This window comes from Daejeonella sp., assembly GCF_037719425.1.
GTDB lineage: Bacteria > Bacteroidota > Bacteroidia > Sphingobacteriales > Sphingobacteriaceae > Daejeonella.
On the sequence record NZ_JBBJNI010000008.1, the window covers coordinates 37,398 to 56,070 of the forward strand.

Here is an 18,673-nt window from a genome sequence, read left to right on the forward strand (position 1 = left end):
CAATTTTATTATGATTTATGATATTTGTTTACACGTTGGTGCGGGAGGCCCGTGGTTGGGTAATTTTTATTTGCACATCAAAAAGGAATTAGAAAGAAAAGGGTTGTCTGTAGTCCTTTACACAACTAATAATGAGGTTAAAGATGTGTTTGTTGCCAATGAAGAGACAGGGTACATTTTCCTGGATGAATATACTGGTGAAGTAGATACTGATTGGGCATTAAAATTTGTGGGGAGTTTAGGTTTTCATAATCCAAAGAGCTTATATGTCAGCGAACAGAAGTTCTACGACCTCAGTGAATCAGAGTGCATAAAATATTTTTCTCGGTTAGTACACTCAGTTGAACTACTGAAAGACAAGCCCGCAGCAAAGTTTTACATAACATATGAGGGTGATGAGTTTGACCACAGTATTTTTAGGATACTTTGCAGGATGAACAAGGGTAGGCAAATTTATTGGGGTATTTCTAATTTGGACCTTAGAATACATTTCCATGATGCTGAAACCAGGTATTCTCAAACACCTATGGAGCCAATCGATGTAATCCCTGAAGAACAGTTGGACTGGATCAGGGATTACATAAAAAAATACACTTCCAACCAAACCAATTTGTGGGGAGATCCTAAGAAACACGATGTCAGATTTGAACTGTTTTATATAGGAGCAGCCTGGAGGAAGTTTGTCAAGTATGTGAAATCTGAGGAAACGGATCCGAGGCGTTACCTGGGCCACTCGATATTCATGTACTTCAGAAGAATTTTACGGAGGCAATATGCCTATACAAAGTATGCCGATGAAGAATCTTTGAATGATATCAGTAACTGCTATTATTTTCCAATGCATGTTCCCTATGATTCTCAATTGACTCAGCGGGGCCTTCCATTTTACGATCAGGTTTCCTTAATTGAAACCATAACTCAATACTTGCCTTACCCTTCTAAATTAATTGTCAAGGAACATCCTATGGGGCGAGGATTATATAGTATTAGAGATATGCGAAAGCTGTCGAAATTGCCGAATGTGATTTTACTGCCGGCATATGCTAATTCCCATAACATTGTACCGAAGGTAAAAGGGATATTTGTGATCAATTCAAGCGTTGGATATGAAGGGCTACTGTATGGAAAACCTGTAGTAACTTTTGGAAGATCATTCTACAGGGAGCAGGGACTCACTATTGATATAAACTCACTTTATGAACTTGAGGATGTATTCAGAAAGATTGACACCCATAATATCGATGCAACTTCAGTAGAAAAATTTATCTATAGGGTCTGGAAAAATACTTACCCAGTCGATTTATACAATGTCGACGAAAATTATTTCGAAAAGGCAAATGTTTTTATTGATGCGATTGAACAAGAAACAATAAAAAGAATGTAACCCTTTACTAAATAAAATCATCCACTTGCCAACAGGCACTAAGATGAACCAGTAAAAAGCGTTTGAAACCAGAAAAAATTAGGTATATAGATGCTTTGAGGGGGATTGGAAAGGTTAACTACTCTCTTTATATTTCTCATTTTTGGTTTTGTATATTTTTTGGGATTTATTGACGGAAGTACAAGGCAATTAATATCCAGTGTGTATCTGCGATTCTTTTTATACTTTCTTGGGAGTATTTCAATATCGTTTCTTATCGCTTTGCTTTCGGAAAGGTTTATTGAACTTCCTTTTATAAAGGCCCGGAATAATCTTATTTCAAAATGGAATAAAAAAAATACGTAACTAACTGAAATTGGACGAAAAACTTAAACTAAAGATTGGCAAAAGTTTTAGCTATTTGCTTACCGGTGAGTCGATCGTCCTTCTCGCTGCCTTCATTGCAGGATATTCTTATGCTCTCATATTGGGCCCAAATGACTACGGGGTATGGCAGACTGCAAAGGTATTTATTTCCTATTCTATTGTGTTCACTTTCAGTTTACCTTTTGTAATGCGAAGAGATTTCGTAATGCTGAGATCGGAAGGCAGGCATGATGAAGCAAAAAAAATAGCTGATCTGGTATTTACTTACGAACTTTTTGTAACTCCCTTATTATCAATTAGTTTATTGTTGTATGCGATACTTTTCATAACCAATTATTTGTTTAAAATATCTGTTGTTACCGTGGCTTTTATCTATTTGTTTCAGTTTATTGGTGGATATAGTAATATTCTTGCCAAAGGATTAAATAACTACCAGCTCTTAAAAAATGCCGGCATTTTCAATGGTATTTTGACAGTGTTATCCATACCCGTGGTCTATATATGGGGAATTGAGGGGCTCTTAATCTTTACAGTGGTTATAGCAATCTGCAATTCGATTTATTATTATGTAAAGAGGCCTTTCAACTATAACATATTTTGGGATAATAAACTTTTTAAGTCATTATTGGTCATTTCGCTTCCCCTATATCTGCAGGACATTAGCACGACAATTTTTGACAGCGTAGACAGATTGATCATCGCCGGATATTTGGATTTTAAAGAAGTGGGGTTTTATAGTTTGGCGAGCTTAGTTATCATTCCGCTACGATTATTTATAGCGAGTTTTAGTGTAGTATTGTTTACTCAGCTCAACGAACGTTATGGGTATTCTAAAAGTGAGGAAGTAATTGAGAAACACGTGGTCATACCCCACAGTATTTTGTCCTATGTAATTCCACCTTTTTTGGGGCTTGCAGTTATGATTTTGCCATGGGTTGTGTCAGTTTTCTTACCCAAGTATTTACCCGGTGTACTCTCTGCGCAAATTGCTTTATTTGCAACGTTCTTGTACCTGTTAAACAGCTTTTCTGCCAATGCACTGTTTGTTCTGGATAAACAGCGAAAAACCGCTCTTATCTTTATCATTGTTGGGATTTTAAAAACGTTATTATGTTACCTAAGCGTAATATATGGATATGGAATCGTTGGCGTTGCAATTTCTACGGTATTTGTTTTTGGAATTCTGGATTTTCTAATGTTAAGGACCGTGTTTCAATCGCTTAACAGAAGTAATGGTGCTTTCATAATTTATTTTATCCGGGAAATGCTGCCGGGGTTGTGGACAGCGCTCGGATGTTTAATCTATTTTAACTTTTTAATGAGATATTTGCAGGATGTGTTTAATCTAAATCAATTTGCTGTTGCGATTACCGGGGGAGCGTTTATATTATTTTTCTGTTCACCTGTAATCGTGATAGCGTATAAAAGGATTAAAAAATTAATGCAGTCTTAATGTTCTTATTAATAACAATCCTCGGCGTTATATTATTCTTAAACGGTAATAAATTTCTGGGCTTAACCGTATTTTTATTTCTGCTAACGGATGGCTTTCAACTAGTTCCTGAGCCAATAATGCTTTTCGGTTTGAATATCTATGGGAAAGATTATGCGCTGATCTTTTCGTTAAGCATCCTGCTCAGCTATTTAATTACACAGCAGATCGTTTTTCCTTATAAATCGATCGTCTTTGTCGCCTTAGTTGTCTTCATAATCTTCCTGTTTATTGCTGCGGTTGTTGATCTATCGGCTTTCAACCCCTCACTTGCTGGCTTTCTCCTTATATTCAGGGTCAACCTCTTCCTGTTGACTTATTTTTGGCTTGCTAAGGTAGATAAGCCCCTCTTCGAACGCTTATTTAAATTTGTACTTATAATAACGGTAGTTCAATCAGTACTTTGTTTAATGCAGATACCTACGGGTATAAGACTTTTAACAAATGGTGGAATATCGAATTTTGATGAACTAGGCTTTCATTGGATCCGATACACTAATATTCCATATTTTATACTTCCCTGCCTGTTTATCCTATTGATGAATAGGCAGTTGAAAATCCCAAATAAAAACCTTATTACAATTCTATTCTTAATAACACTCTTATTTACCCTCACCCGGACGCTGATTTTAGGCTTGATAATAACTGTTGTTGTCTCGGTTTTTTTAGGGCTTTTCAAAACGCAAAAAAAGGTGGTTTTCTGGATTGGAGTCATGTTCATCCTGACTCTGCCGGTAATTGGGGCAAGGCTGATGACTTCGGGTGAAGACGTTGCCGCCGCTGCAGCTGCCGAAACCGTCGAGCAGGGCAGCAATATGACGTTTGCCTACCGGATTTTTCATATGACGGAAAGATATTTATACATCTCCGCGGAGACGAAAATGAAATTATTTGGCGTCGGATTTATACATGAGCGGGATTTTCCGAAGGAAACATTTTTACTAGGCCATAAGGATAAAAATAACCTGTCAACCCAACTGGAACAGGATGATATCTCCTGGTCGAATCTTTTTTTGCGTTATGGCATCTTGGGGACGTCTCTTTATCTCCTTGTCTATTTTGCGTTTTGTATCTGGTTTTTTAAGAATCGAAGTTTCTCAGTGGGATCTGCAGCGCTGATGTTTTTGATAATGTCATTAGTACTTACTTTCGCGAGTGGCCGCTTTTCCCAGGCGGATTTTTTCCTGCTACCCATGTTTTTTTATTTTTACATACGGCAAATACATGTATCTCAACCATGATTAGAATATTTTTTTTGTGCCTGTATTACGGCTTGTTTCGCTTCTTCCCTAATTCAAACTTCCCCTTATTAGGCAAGTTTTCGAAAGAGTTTCGGTATATTTGCGCTAAAAATATATTTGAGTACTGCGGAAAAAATGTAAATGTGGAACGAGGTGCCTGGTTTGGACATGGCAGATCGATTCATATAGGGGACAATTCTGGAATTGGGATTAACGCCATTGTGCCTAATAATATCCATATAGGTTCTAATGTGATGATGGGCCCGGACGTTCACATCCTCATTCGGGACCATCTTTTTACAAGAACCGATATACCGATGATAGCCCAGGGGTTTACTGAAAATAAGCTCTGTATTATAGGAGATGATGTTTGGATTGGAATGAACGTCATTATGTTGCCGGGAAGGACAATTAAACGCGGTACCATTATTGCAGCCGGAGCTGTTCTAACTAAAGACTTCCCCGAATATTCAGTAGTGGGAGGAAATCCAGGCAAACTTATTAAAACGCGGTAAAGCGCTATAGCGCGACCAGTAAAAAATTTGGATGATTAAAGTGAGTATTATTACGCCTTCGTATAATCAAGGGCAGTTTATAGAGGCAACAATTAATTCTGTGCTAAATCAAACGTATAAAAATATTGAGTATATCATACTTGATGCATGTTCAACTGATAATACGGCTGATGTTCTGGAGAAGTACAGGCATAAAGCGGCTATCATTTGCGAAAAGGACAAGGGCCAGTCTGACGCAATAAACAAAGGTTTCAAAATGGCTTCGGGCGAACTGGTCGGCTGGATCAATTCCGATGATCTATTATATCCTGATTGTGTTGAGCGAATTGTTGCAGCATATCAGGCCAATGCTCAGGCAGCGATATATTACAATAGTAATTATAGTGTGATAGATACGGATGGACAGCTAATTAGTGAATCGACATTAAACGTATATAATAGGGAATACCTGTTACGCAGGAAGTTTGATGTACTTCAGCCAGGTTCGTTTTACGTATCGGAGAATGTAAGAAAGGTAAACTATCTGGACGATAAGATCCATTATTGCATGGATTTGGACCTTTGGCTTAAGCTTCTAAACTTTGGTGGTATTGTGGACATTAAAGGTACTGCTATTGCGGCCTACCGGGAGTGGGAATTAACAAAAACGAGTACGGGTGCCGAAAGGTTTTATAAGAACATTTACGATGTTTTAATAAAGCATGGCGCAAAAATTACTGACAAATCTATTAGAAATGTTCTTGTTTTGTACGCAAAAAATTTGGTCAAGACTAAATTGAAACTTTCTTAATGAAACCCTCAGTTCTTTTTTTTTGTCCAACTTTCAGTTCGGGTGGTGTTGAGAAGGTATTAATTAATCTCGCGAATTATTTTTGCGAACGAGGTTATAACACATCTTTCCTCGTTTGCCGGCAAATTGGTCCCCTGGAAACACATTTAAATAAAGGTGTAATTATCCATTCATTAAACAAAAGGGTGGGGAAGTGTTTTTTCGAATCCCTGAAGTTTTTTAGGCGTGAAAGTCCGTCGGTGGTAATTTGTGGCCCTCAAGTTATAAATATTCTGACGGTAGTCATTCTTAAATTCATTTTAAGAAGGAGGACAAAAGTTATCCTGACGCATCACAGCTTCTATGATTTTGACGTAAAAAAAATGATTGTTTGGAAGAAGTTTTATAAGTCTTCCTTGAGATCGTTTTATAAGCATAGCGACGTCGTAATCGCAGTTTCCCAGGCGGTAAAAGATCACCTTGTCAATGATATCCCCATTCCCGAACACAAAATTCAGGTGATCTACAATCCGGTTATAGAAAGTAATTTTAGGGATCTGAAAGCGGAGAAAACCTCACATAAATGGCTTACTGGTGACCGTGATTTTAAGGTAATAGTGTGTGTCGGACGTTTGTCTCGTGTTAAAAACCCGGACGCTTTAGTGCGGTTAATGCCAGATCTCGTCAAAATGATCGATTGCCGACTGATTCTGATCGGTGATGGAGAACAGCATCAGTTTTTAAAAGATTTGGTTAGCGATTTGAAAATGGCAAAGTATATTGACATACACGGGGCCGTCAGTAATCCGTTGAAGTACATATCTCGTTCAGACCTGGTAATTATACCTTCTATTTCGGAAACTTTTTCAATGGTAGGGGTTGAATCCATCGCTGCAGGTATTCCTGTATTATCTACACCTACTCGGGGTGTACGGGAAGTCCTGGAGAATTGTGAGGGATGCTTTTTTGAATCCATCGAGAATCGCGAAGCCTTTATGCTAATGATCTGTCAATTACTCACCTCAAACAGAATACCTGTGAATGAACGGTTCGCAGAAACATTCTCTGTAAATTCAATCGGCAAAATCTATGAGGATTTAGTTATCCGCGATTAACTGATATAGAGCTTCTATATAAACGCATACATAAAATCGGGTCAACATTCATAATTTGGAAAGTATAATAATAATCAGCCCCTGGGTAGGAAGAATTGGCCCTAATACCTTCATAACGGGATTTATTAGAGAGAATTTATTTCATGGTAATAAAATAACAATTCTTTATCCTTTCAAGGATAAAATTTCCGAGGATTTTAGCGAGAGGGGCTGCAATGTGATATATGTTAAGTCCTTAATGCTCTCTCATGTCTCGAATATTTACCTTAAAATTGCCCGGAGGTTTTTGTCAGAGGCGCTCTTATTTTTTATTTTCCCTTTTTTGTTAATGAGGAAGCGCTATACTTTTTGTCTTGTTAATACCGAACTGTTATCTTTTTCCCTCATTTTACCTTCACTTTTTGTAAAACTTATTACGATTGTCCATTCCCTCTCATTTGAGGCTAGCTCCCTTAGTAAATTTGTATTCAGAATCCAGCATTTGATAATTTATAAATACGTTGCCGTGTCAAAAGCTGTTAAAGATTCATTAGTTAAATGCGGAGTAAGAAGACCGATCCATATGGTTTATAATGGATTGAACCTTAATGAGTTTGTTCCAGTGGGGGTGGTTATGAGAGATGAAAAAATAATCAATATTATAACAGTCATACACTCCTTGCCTCATAAAGGAGCCCATTATCTTTTGGAGGTGTTAAAACAAGTAGTACTTTTGCAAAAAAATTTTCATTGTACAATTATCGGATGGGGAAGCCCTCAGCATGATAATGAGTATAAGCGAATGATCGAAGATAAAGCCGTTTTGGATAATTTACAACAGTATATAACTTTTAAGGGCAGTACAGACAGTATGCATTATGAATATTCGAATGCGGATATATTACTTCATCCGTCCGAGAGCGAATCTTTTGGATATGTTTTAATAGAAGCAATGGCATCACGTCTACCGGTAATTGCTTTTGCAGTAGGGGGAATGACTGAAATCGTCGAGGATCAGGTATCTGGAAGATTGATAAAGCCATACGATGTAAATATGATGGCCGCTGCTGTAATCGATCAAATAAGGAATGCAGCTCTAAGAAAGCAATATGGAATTGCCGGCAGAGCCATTGTCGAAGAGAAGTTCAATTTAAATACAAACATGAGAAAGATTAATGAGTTGATCAAGCAATCTCATTAGCAGTTAAATAAATATGAAAAAGCTATTAGTTACGGGTTCATCGGGTTTAATCGGTTCGGAAGTATGTATTCATTTCGGAAATATCGGTTGGGAAGTTCATGGTATAGATAATAACCAGCGTGCTGTATTTTTCGGCCCAAGTGGAGATACAAGATGGAATGAAAGCAGGTTGAAGGAGACAATAGGCAAATTCACACACCACGAGCTGGATATCAGAGACAGGCGAGGTGTTATAGATCTAATTGCGGGCATACGCCCGGATGCGATTGTACATACAGCGGCACAGCCTAGTCATGATAAAGCAGCAGCCATCCCCTTCGATGATTTCGATACAAATGCAGTAGGCACCTTTAATTTGCTGGAGGCGACCAGACAATATAGCCTGAAAGTTCCGTTTGTGCATATGTCTACCAACAAAGTGTATGGTGATGCCCCTAACGAAATTGCAATGAACGAATTGGAAAAAAGGTTTGATTATGCAGATATCGAATTTGAAAATGGCATTCCTGAAACATTCAGGATCGACCAAACCAAGCATTCCCTTTTTGGAGCCTCTAAAGTATCAGCAGATATTTCCGTTCAAGAGTACGGACGATATTTCAACATGCCAACCGTATGTTTACGGGGTGGGTGTCTGACAGGCCCTAACCATACTGGGGTGGAACTCCATGGCTTTTTGAGTTATTTGGTGAAATGCAATTTAGAGGGTAAAGAATACACCATTTTCGGTTACAAAGGTAAGCAGGTGCGGGATAATATCCACTCATATGATGTAGCCCGATTTATAGAAGAGTTTATTAAAGCCCCAAGAATTGCAGAAGTGTATAATTTGGGTGGAGGCAAAGCAAACACATGCTCCATTTTAGAGGCGTTTGATATCATCTCTGGGATAAGCGGGAAAGAAATGAAGTATGTATATGACGAAACGAACCGAATCGGCGATCATATCTGCTATTATAGTGATTTAAGGAAAATGAAAGATCACTACCCGGGCTGGGATATCACAAAATCGCTGCAGGTCACTTTTGAGGAAATATATGAAGCCTGGACTCGAAGAAATTAGCGTGAAAAGAGAGGTCGTCCTTATAACAAAGTATTTCTTGCCAAGTTTAAATGTAGATTCAGATTCGGTATATCAAATGATCAAGGGCCTTAAAACACTGGATCCAAAGCTCAGTATCCATGTTGTGACCACGGCCAGTAAATACAAAGGCGATTTTATCGATGATGGGAAATATTCTGTGGATTTACTTAAAGATATTAAAATATACAGAATAAAAGGGTTAATTTCAGATCCTAAGTCATCTTTAATGAAGATCCTTGTAGATTTGATAGATGGATACAGATTAGTTATGGGTGCCAGAGATCTTAAAATCAATAATGTGATATCTTTGTCGAATCCTCCTTTAATTTCATTATGGCACTCACTGTTACTAAAAGGAACGAATTTTTTCTATTGGACGTTTGATATCTTTCCTGAAGCATTAGTTGCACATGGAATGCTGAAAAGCAACAATCTTTTTTACATATTATTAAAAAGAATTACATATGCAAATCGTCCAGCCTCAATTATAGCATTGGGAGAGCATCAGTATGAATTTCTTTTAGATCAATACAAGAAGCCTATCAATAAAATTATTTTGCCCTGTGGCATTCATGATGAAATGCGCGAATCTGAACTGGTTAAACCATTCTGGAAAGATTCAAATGTGATTACAATAGGGTATCTGGGTAATTTAGGTAGGGCTCATTCATTAGAGTTTCTTAAAAATGTGATCAGTTGCATAGCAAATAGACCGGAGTTTAAACTAGTACTTTCCATATATGGATTTCATAAGGACAGTTTAATGAACCATATCAATTCAATTAAATGTAATAATATTCAATTGGTCGATTTTATAGAAAAGTCAGATCTGAGTTTGATAGATATCCACTTAGTTTCTTTAAAAGAAAGCTGGAATAATATTTCTGTTCCTTCAAAAGCTGTTAGCGCAGTATGTTCTGGAGGGGCTCTCTGGTTTTGTGGTGATGAATTTGTCGATACATGGAACATGTTTAGACATTGTAGTTATAAAAGTTCTGCCCGGGTAGATGCCATAGAAAGTGTTTTGGATACCTTAGACATGAAAGATTTATTGAAAAAAAAAAATATGGCTTTAACAATAAGAAATGACTTATTACAAAAAGAAAGCCTTGCATATAGGTCTATTTTAAATTTATTAAAATAAGTTTATGATCCTTTTAACCGGTGCCACAGGGTTTCTTGGGAAAGCTTTATTGAAAGGGCTTTCCAGAGATAGTGTTGTGACCCTTTCTAAAAAGAATGCTGATATCAATGCTGATCTTGCTTCGAGAGTTCCGCTCTTGCAATATTTTGATATGGTTATCCATGCCGCAGGTATGGCCCACGTTATACCAAAACTCGTTAAAGAAGGTAAGCTATTTTTTGACGTGAACGTTGAGGGAACTCAAAATCTATTAAGAGGCCTTGAAAACGCAGGCGTACCGAGGTCGTTTATCTTTATAAGTTCGGTGGCCGTATATGGGTTAAAAAAAGGGAGTTTAATTGATGAAAATTGCCCGCTTTTAGCGCGGGACGCATACGGCTTAAGTAAAATAGAAGCCGAAAAGGTAATTTTAGAATGGTGTAATAGGAACAATGTAATTTGTACGATATTAAGATTACCATTAATTGCAGGTCAAGATCCGCCGGGAAATTTAGGGGCGATGATAAGGGCAATCAAGGGGGGTTATTATTTTAATATTTCAAATGGCAAAGCCAGGAAAAGTATTGTTATGGCTGAAGATATAGTATTAATTCTCCCCGTTGTTGCAAGAGTGGGGGGAGTGTATCATTTAACAGACGGGTATCATCCATCTTTTGCAGAGCTTTCGTCATTAATAGCAAAACAGTTAGGGAAAGAAAGGCCTTATAATATTCCAAGTTGGGTCGGAAAAACTATTGCAAAAATGGGGGATCTTATTGGAGCTAAGGCACCAATAAATTCAGATAAACTTTTGAAGATCACTTCGGATCTGACGTTTGATGATTCCAAAGCAAGGAAAGAGTTGTCTTGGAATCCAATACCTGTACTAAAAGGATATAAGATCTGGACGTAAAGGATTACAAGGGGTTATAGTTTTGAAGGTTTTTTCGATAAAAAAGGGCGAGTTAATTCGGCTAGCAGTTGTTTATTTCAATGAATTGACTAACCTTTGCCATTATGCTCTATTTGCTATACCTGCCCGGCTTATTTCTATTGCTTCATGTATATTTTTGGCTTGCCGATCGTTTCAACATTATCGATGAGCCAAATCATCGTAGTTCTCATAAACATGTCACCATACGTGGCGCTGGAATAATTTTCCCCATCGCCGTTATAACGCATGCCCTACTAACCGGGTTTGATTACCCATTATTTGTTTCAGGACTGCTTCTTATCAGTTTTGTAAGTTTCTATGACGATCTGCGCCCTCTCTCCAACAAGATCAGGGTTCTGGCCCACCTAATCGCGGTTTTTTTGCTCTTTAAGGAAGCTGATTTAATATCGTATCCGTTCTGGATAATTATACTCTCTTTTATTCTTGTTATTGGTGCTATTAATGCCTATAATTTCATGGATGGGATTAATGGTATAACTGGATCGTACAGCCTCGTCACCCTGCTGGCTTTATGTTTTATTAATCAATGGGAATTGACATTTGTTTTAAACGAATGGCTCATTGTATCGATCCTGGCTTTGATGGTTTTTAATTTCTTTAATTTTAGAAAGAAGGCCAGGTGTTTTGCCGGAGATGTAGGAAGCGTCAGCATCGCTTTTGTCATTATATTTTTTCTTTTACTTCTGATCCTTAGTGCAGGAGATCTAAAATATATAGGCTTACTGCTTGTATACGGCTTGGATTCGGTTATAACAATTATTTTCCGGCTAATTCGAGGAGAGAATATTTTTAAAGCTCATCGCAGCCATTTTTACCAATACCTTGCCAATGTGAAAAAATGGCCGCAATTGAGCGTGTCAGTCTTATATGCGCTAGTACAACTGTTGATTAGTGCAATAATAATCTATATCGATCTAAGCCTGATTCAGCTTTTCTTATTTTTCATAATATGTGGGTCGGTTTTTGTCTGTATCCGATTTTTGGTAGAGGGCCGGGGGTATTTGCTTAGTAAAAAAGTAATCGATACTAATAGCGCCTGACAAATAACTGGCCGGAACATCTGAGTTGGTTTGCAATTCAATAATTGTTCATTAAAATATATCCGGAGTAGGTTTACCGTTAGCAGCAAAAAATTACATTTAAATGGAACACTAATTTTACTATATTTGTGGGTAGAGTAAACCAGTAAACAGGAAGCTTTTGTTTAACCTCATCAATATTGTACCCCGGTGGATCATTTTTTGTCTCGATCTGGTAGTATGCGTATTTGCACTCTGTTTTGCATATTTTCTGAAATATAATTTTAATATCTCAGAAATTGATATGAACGAGTTGAGCCGGAATATTCTCGTATTCACGGTATTAAATAGCTTTGTTTTCTTCAGTATAAAAACCTACGCGGGCATCATTCGTTATACGAGCGCTCAAGACTCATTCCGGATACTTTTCTCTATAATAATCAGTAATGGGCTATTTTTCTTTGTGAATCTATTCCTCGTGAGCTTTCATAAAGAAGCTTACATCTCTAATGTTATACTAATCATTAACGGCCTAACCGGATTTTTACTGTTAATTACCTACCGGGTCATGGTGAAGTATTTCTTTATGTATATAAAGAATTACCGGATGGATAAACGTAAAGTTATTATTTATGGAGCAGGGGAGGCAGGCATTGCTGCTAAACGTACACTTGACCATGATAACAGAGTTAATATGCTTTTGGCGGCATTTATTGATGATGATGAGCGGAAAGCCGGTAAAGCAATTGATGGAATTAAGATATTTAATACAAGGGAACTGTCATCTCTTCTTAGGCAGGAAAAAATCAATGATTTGATCATTGCTACACAAAATGTTCCGCCTGATCGCAAGAATAGCATTGTGGATATTTGCCTTGAAAATGACGTTAAGGTGTTAACCCTGCCACCCGTACGTTTCTGGATCAATGGCCAACCCACGGCTAAACAGCTCCAAAATATCAAGATCGAAGACCTGTTGGAACGCGAGCCGATTGAGATCCATAACGATACCATTGGTGAACAGCTAAAAGGTAGACGGGTATTGGTCACCGGTGCTGCCGGGTCAATTGGTTCGGAGATAGTAAGACAAGTTGCGCAATTCAACCCTCAGATGATCATTCTAAATGATCAGAGTGAAACACCCCTGCATGAGCTTCAACTGGAATTGCAGGAAAATAATTTGGAAAACAATTTCCATTCCTTTATAGGGGACGTTCGGGATCTGTGCCGGATGGAAATGCTTTTTCAGACGTTCAAGCCTCATTATGTTTATCATGCTGCCGCCTACAAACATGTCCCTTTAATGGAACATAATCCTGCAGAAGCTATCCGAACCAATGTAATGGGTACCAAAACCCTGGCGGATCTCTCTGTTAAATATGGCGTTAGTAAATTTGTAATGATCTCTACGGATAAGGCTGTGAATCCAACCAACGTAATGGGAGCTTCCAAACGTGTAGCCGAAATTTATGTTCAATCGTTATATAATTCATATCGCTATAATGAACCCACAACCTATACCAACGGCCTGAGCCATCTGAATGGCGACCGTTCCAAAGTAAATACCCGCTTTATTACTACCCGGTTTGGAAATGTGCTGGGATCGAATGGCTCTGTAATTCCTCGTTTCCAGGCGCAAATTCAAAAAGGGGGTCCTATTACAGTTACCCACCCGGATATAACACGCTATTTCATGACCATCCCTGAAGCCTGCCGACTGGTGCTTGAAGCTGGATCAATGGGAGACGGGGGCGAAATTTTCATCTTTGACATGGGTAAATCTGTTAAGATCATCGAGTTGGCCAAAAAGATGATCCGTTTATCTGGACTCGTACCTAACCAGGATATTGCAATCGAGTTTTCCGGCTTAAGACCGGGCGAGAAACTCTACGAGGAGTTATTAAACGATCTTGAAAATACCATGCCTACTCACCATGAAAAGATTATGGTGGCTCAGGTACGAGAGTATAATTTTCAAACCGTCAGTAAACATATTAAGGAATTGGTCCAGCTAAGTTGCGAATATAAAGACCGGCAGGTAGTCGTAAAAATGAAGGAGATCGTACCAGAGTTTAAGAGTAACAATTCAATTTACGAAGAGCTCGACATACGGGCAGAAGAACCTTTAAAATCTCTTTCCGATATTTGAGGGCTGCGTTTTATATGATTAGGGGAAACATTGGGAATGACTTGGGGAGTTTATGGCAAAGATGTAAAACAGGTTTATTCGTTTGTAGTTGCCTGATTTTCGGTTTTACTCCTTCTCAGGCTCAAAACTTAACTGTAGGTTTGGGATCCTTTGAGGATTATTACCGCCGGGAACAATTGCTTGGGAAAGTTGATTCCTCACTCTCTTTTACAATTCGTCCACTGCTTTTACCAAATCTTTTAAAAGATACATCAGCTCAAAGAGCAATTACCCAGGTTTTTCAATCAAAAGACGCTATAAGAACTATTGCCATCCTTCCAGTTACATGGCAGCAACAATATAGTTCTAGCCCTTTCAATTCAAGGAATGACGGGCCAGTGATACCAGCAAGAGGGTATCAGAGTATGTTGAGTGCTGGAGTTTTCGGACAACTGGGTCCGTTTACAGTCCAGATCAGGCCAGATTTTGTCTTTGCTGGAAACGATGACTTCCTGACTCGCGCAAATTTACTAGGTTCAGCAGATCTTCCACCGCGTTTTGGTGATAGGCCCTATACACAGCTTTCCTGGGGACAGAGCAGCATCCGATTAAATTTTGACCCTATTTCAGTTGGAATATCTAATGAAAACTTGTGGTGGGGCCCTGGGATATCCAATTCATTACTGATGTCTAACACTGCACCTGGTTTTAAGCACATCACTCTAAACACTAGTCGGCCTGTAAAAACACCTGTAGGCTCTTTCGAATCCCAGGTTGTAGCAGGCAGGCTTGAAGGATCCGGGTTCAACCAAACTCTTCCGGATGATTGGCGGTATCTCTCCGGTTTTGCTTTTGGCTATCAGCCAAAATGGATTCGGGGCTTATTCCTGGGTTTGACACGAAGCTTCCAGATCTATCATGATGACATGGATGGCAGTTTTGGCGATATTTTTCCCCTTCTCCAGGCGTTTCAAAAAGCTAATACAAACGAGGATGCGAAGCGGCGGGACCAGCTTACTTCTATTTTTACACGCTGGCTACTTCCGTCAGCTAAAGCTGAAGTTTATTTCGAATATGGGTTAAATGATCATTCTTCTAATATCCGTGATTTTTTAATGTCGCCTGAACATTCACGATCCTATATTTTTGGCATGAAAAAAGTTATACCTTATAAGCAGCGATCCGATGAATTTATACAGTTTTCTGCAGAGATCACGCGAATGGAGCAATCTATCGATCGCACGATTCGCGAAGCAGGCGAGTGGTATACTCACAGCCAGGTTCTTCATGGCTATACAAATCGTGGGCAGGTACTCGGAGCGGGGATAGGGCCCGGAGGAAATCTACAGTCCTTAAATATTAGTTGGGTTAAGGGCTTGAAGCAAATAGGGTTGGAGTTGGAACGCTATGAGCATAATGGGGATCTGGCGACTGCTTATGGTTATGCTCCATGGCTGGATTTCAGCTTGGGGGCCGTGGCAGACTGGACTTTTGATAAGCTTCTAATAAACGGAAAATTATCTGGTATCCAATCGATGAACTACCAATGGAACGACGGAATTAACAGGCGTCCAAAGCAAAATGTATTTAATGTGAATGCCCAGCTGGGAATTATGTATAGCTTTTAACCAGATATTGTATAATAGACAAATGATTACCGGACTCTTTAAACAATATTTTTTATTTCTGGGACTGATTGTATTCTTTGCGGCTTGTAAAGGCATACCTGAGGAGGCTGTAGTTTTCACCAACGATTTTGAAAAGGGCGTTCCAGTAAATATAGTTAATGGTAAGGTCGAGGAATATAACGGTACTGGAGTCTTGGGCAGATATTCCGAAGAAGGATTTACAGTAGAGGTTAAAGACATGAAAGCACATGATATGATTAAGATCACTTTCGACCTTTATATTCATGATACCTGGGATGGGAATGCTGTCAGCCCCAATGGAAAGGACATCTGGATTATGAACATCGATCGGGGAAGTGTGATTTATGCGAGCTTCGCAAATGGCGGCTGCACCAATTGTACCCAGTCTTATCCCGACATTCGACCTGCATTCTTTAACAACATTTTCAACTTTGCTCTCAACAAACCCAATAGTAATGCGATCAAGACTGACCTACCAGGGGCATGTGCTCTCAAAGACAGTAAGGGTGGCACTTCTATGTACCGTATCCAGCGGACCTTTCTCCATACGGCCAGCACACTCGACCTGGGTTGTTTTGCGGGACTGGAAGATCCTGATCCGGCAAACAAAAACTGTAATGAAAGCTGGTCTGTAGATAATATGCGTATAACAGCTATTGACACCCGGGAATTAAAATGAAGCTTTTATATAGTGTTTACATACTTTTATTTTTTTGGACTACATCCGGATATTCACAATCACTTCCTGCTGGCATGCATATCCTTGAAGACCTTTACCGCCGGGAGCAGGTGCTGGGGAAAGTAGACTCAACGATATCTTTTACTGTCCGGCCACTATTTACCGGCTTAGATGCAGGTGTTCGCGGGCTGGCACTCGATACGATAGAGGAAAGGGGTTTTACCAAACTGGCAAGTACCCTGAGTGTCGGAGGTAGCAAAGGATACCTTCAGCTGCTTCCTGTAACCTTGTTGCATCAGTACAACTCCCGGGTGCCCTATGGCTGGAATGATGGAGCGATGATCCCTGCCGGAGGCCATCAAACACAGGGAAGTCTTGGCATATATGCAAAATATGGGCCTCTTAGCATTCAGCTAAAGCCGGAATTTGTCTCTGCTCAAAACAATGAATTTGAGGGCCTTCCAACAGACTACCATGACCCGGTTTGGGCGAATTATTATGACAGATATTTCAATGTAACGGATATTCCTGAGCGTTTTGGAGAAGAGACTTACTCAAAAGCTTTCTGGGGACAAAGCAGTGTACGCTTAAATTTTGCTCCGGTATCGATAGGACTCTCGACAGAGAATTTATTCTGGGGGCCGGGTATTCGCAGTTCATTGCTAATGAGCAATAATGCACCGGGGTTTAAACATATCACTTTGAATACGACTCGACCGCTTAGCACTCCGATAGGTTCCTTTGAAGGGCAAATGGTTGTGGGAATGTTGGATAACTCCGGATTCAATCCGCCTGAAATTAACAGGATCTATGAGGGGAGGACATTATACGTTCCCAAGCGTGAGGATCAAAGATATCTCTCAGGCTTCGTTCTGACATATAACCCTAAAGGCGTACCGGGTTTGTTTATTGGGGCAAGCCGTACTTCACAGGTGTATAGTCAAGATGCCGGAAAGAAGGTCGGAGATTTCATCCCCCTGCTGCAGCCCTTTGAAAAAAAGGATGATAGTGAAACACGCGAATACATGTCGTCCATGTTCTTCCGCTGGGTGTGGAAAGAGTCAAACGCGGAGATCTATGGGGAGTATGGCCATAATTCTCCCAGGTCGTTTAAAGAATTCTTATATGAACCGAATAAGGGCGCTGCCTGGCTTATTGGGCTGCGCAAATTAGTCCCACTGGCTCGCCGCCCCGGAGAGTTTCTCCAGGCAGGCATAGAACTTACAGAAATACAGCAAACAAACATCCCGGCCTTAGGGGGCTGGTACACCAGCAATAAGATTCGCCAAGGACACACGAATCATGGGCAGGTCCTCGGTGCAGGTATCGGTCCGGGGAGCAACTTGCAGTCCCTGAATATTGGCTGGGTAAAAGATATCAAACGATTCGGTCTCCAGATCGAACGTTATCTTCATAATAATGATCTCTATTATCCGATTTTTATCGAGACATTGAATCCTGCTAAACACTGGGTGGATATGAGTTATTCGTTATATGCTGATTGGGATTATAAAAATTTGCTCGTCAGTTTTAATGGGAGTATGGTCAGAACACTGAATTACAATTATGTGCTTTATACTCCGGCTACGGGTGGGTTTTATGTGCCGGGGATGGATTTTGCGAATTACCAGGTGAAGGTGGGGGTGAGTTATCGGTTTTAATGAGGGGAGAGTGGACTTTCACTTGTCTAGGGTAAAAGTTTCGAAATGAAATTACATAAAGTAGACAGAGGTTCCAGCTTTCGCTGGAATGACAAGGTCTGGGGGTAGAATAAGGAGATTCCGGCCTTCGCCGGAATCTGAGTCGTATCACTGCCTGCTTTTATATCATGCTACCCAAAAGCTTTTTTTTATGCACTGCGATCCTGACGAAAGTCAGGATCTCCTCAAAACTAAAAAATGCATGTCATTCCAGCGAAAGCTCAATGTCATTAAGTTAAGGGTATTCATAATGTACCTTTTTGATTTTTAGTGA

General features: G+C 39.4%; 15 protein-coding genes. All 15 read left to right on the forward strand.

Translation table 11 applies throughout. The annotated features are described in order from the left end of the window. Nucleotides 1–10 precede the first annotated feature (10 nt). The 15 genes from WKF69_RS02175 (at nucleotide 11) to WKF69_RS02245 (ending at nucleotide 18,360) form a co-directional block, all read left to right on the forward strand. Entirely contained in the window at nucleotides 11–1,384 is a 1,374-nt protein-coding gene (locus WKF69_RS02175) for a hypothetical protein (protein ID WP_340379176.1), read from the forward strand. Nucleotides 1,385–1,739: 355 nt separating this feature from the next. Next, entirely contained in the window at nucleotides 1,740–3,203 is a 1,464-nt protein-coding gene (locus WKF69_RS02180; protein ID WP_340379178.1) for an oligosaccharide flippase family protein, read from the forward strand. Continuing rightward, nucleotides 3,203–4,483 (forward strand): O-antigen ligase family protein, encoded by a 1,281-nt coding sequence (locus WKF69_RS02185; protein WP_340379180.1) that lies wholly within the window; start codon nucleotides 3,203–3,205, stop codon nucleotides 4,481–4,483. Before WKF69_RS02180 ends, WKF69_RS02185 begins: the two co-directional genes overlap by 1 nt. Beyond that, the gene (locus WKF69_RS02190; RefSeq protein WP_340379182.1) at nucleotides 4,480–4,998 is read left to right on the forward strand and encodes a DapH/DapD/GlmU-related protein; all 519 of its coding nucleotides are present in this window, start codon (nucleotides 4,480–4,482) and stop codon (nucleotides 4,996–4,998) included. Before WKF69_RS02185 ends, WKF69_RS02190 begins: the two co-directional genes overlap by 4 nt. A 31-nt stretch (nucleotides 4,999–5,029) precedes the next feature. Beyond that, nucleotides 5,030–5,788 carry a glycosyltransferase family 2 protein gene (locus WKF69_RS02195; protein ID WP_340379184.1) on the forward strand — a complete coding sequence of 253 codons (759 nt, stop codon included), beginning with the start codon at nucleotides 5,030–5,032 and terminating at the stop codon, nucleotides 5,786–5,788. Further along, on the forward strand, nucleotides 5,788–6,882 hold the full coding sequence (locus WKF69_RS02200) for a glycosyltransferase (RefSeq protein ID WP_340379186.1): 1,095 nt from the start codon (nucleotides 5,788–5,790) through the stop codon (nucleotides 6,880–6,882). Before WKF69_RS02195 ends, WKF69_RS02200 begins: the two co-directional genes overlap by 1 nt. Before the next feature lie 55 nt (nucleotides 6,883–6,937). Then, complete coding sequence (locus WKF69_RS02205) at nucleotides 6,938–8,062, forward strand: glycosyltransferase family 4 protein (RefSeq protein WP_340379187.1); 1,125 nt, start codon at nucleotides 6,938–6,940, stop codon at nucleotides 8,060–8,062. A gap of 13 nt (nucleotides 8,063–8,075) precedes the next feature. Next, nucleotides 8,076–9,125 carry an NAD-dependent epimerase/dehydratase family protein gene (locus tag WKF69_RS02210; RefSeq protein WP_340379189.1) on the forward strand — a complete coding sequence of 350 codons (1,050 nt, stop codon included), beginning with the start codon at nucleotides 8,076–8,078 and terminating at the stop codon, nucleotides 9,123–9,125. Next, nucleotides 9,100–10,290, forward strand: coding sequence for a hypothetical protein (locus WKF69_RS02215; RefSeq protein ID WP_340379191.1), 1,191 nt, complete (start codon nucleotides 9,100–9,102; stop codon nucleotides 10,288–10,290). The genes WKF69_RS02210 and WKF69_RS02215 overlap by 26 nt, the downstream gene beginning before the upstream one ends. A 4-nt stretch (nucleotides 10,291–10,294) precedes the next feature. Then, complete coding sequence (locus WKF69_RS02220) at nucleotides 10,295–11,182, forward strand: NAD-dependent epimerase/dehydratase family protein (protein ID WP_340379193.1); 888 nt, start codon at nucleotides 10,295–10,297, stop codon at nucleotides 11,180–11,182. A gap of 104 nt (nucleotides 11,183–11,286) precedes the next feature. Continuing rightward, complete coding sequence (locus WKF69_RS02225; RefSeq protein ID WP_340379195.1) at nucleotides 11,287–12,264, forward strand: UDP-GlcNAc--UDP-phosphate GlcNAc-1-phosphate transferase; 978 nt, start codon at nucleotides 11,287–11,289, stop codon at nucleotides 12,262–12,264. A 160-nt stretch (nucleotides 12,265–12,424) separates the two neighbouring features. Then, nucleotides 12,425–14,392 (forward strand): nucleoside-diphosphate sugar epimerase/dehydratase, encoded by a 1,968-nt coding sequence (locus WKF69_RS02230; protein WP_340379197.1) that lies wholly within the window; start codon nucleotides 12,425–12,427, stop codon nucleotides 14,390–14,392. A gap of 14 nt (nucleotides 14,393–14,406) precedes the next feature. Then, nucleotides 14,407–15,999 carry a capsule assembly Wzi family protein gene (locus tag WKF69_RS02235; protein WP_340379199.1) on the forward strand — a complete coding sequence of 531 codons (1,593 nt, stop codon included), beginning with the start codon at nucleotides 14,407–14,409 and terminating at the stop codon, nucleotides 15,997–15,999. Between the two features lie 22 nt (nucleotides 16,000–16,021). Further along, nucleotides 16,022–16,699, forward strand: a complete 678-nt coding sequence (locus WKF69_RS02240; protein ID WP_340379201.1) for a hypothetical protein — start codon at nucleotides 16,022–16,024, stop codon at nucleotides 16,697–16,699. Continuing rightward, nucleotides 16,696–18,360 carry a capsule assembly Wzi family protein gene (locus WKF69_RS02245; RefSeq protein WP_340379203.1) on the forward strand — a complete coding sequence of 555 codons (1,665 nt, stop codon included), beginning with the start codon at nucleotides 16,696–16,698 and terminating at the stop codon, nucleotides 18,358–18,360. The genes WKF69_RS02240 and WKF69_RS02245 overlap by 4 nt, the downstream gene beginning before the upstream one ends. Nucleotides 18,361–18,673 lie beyond the last annotated feature (313 nt).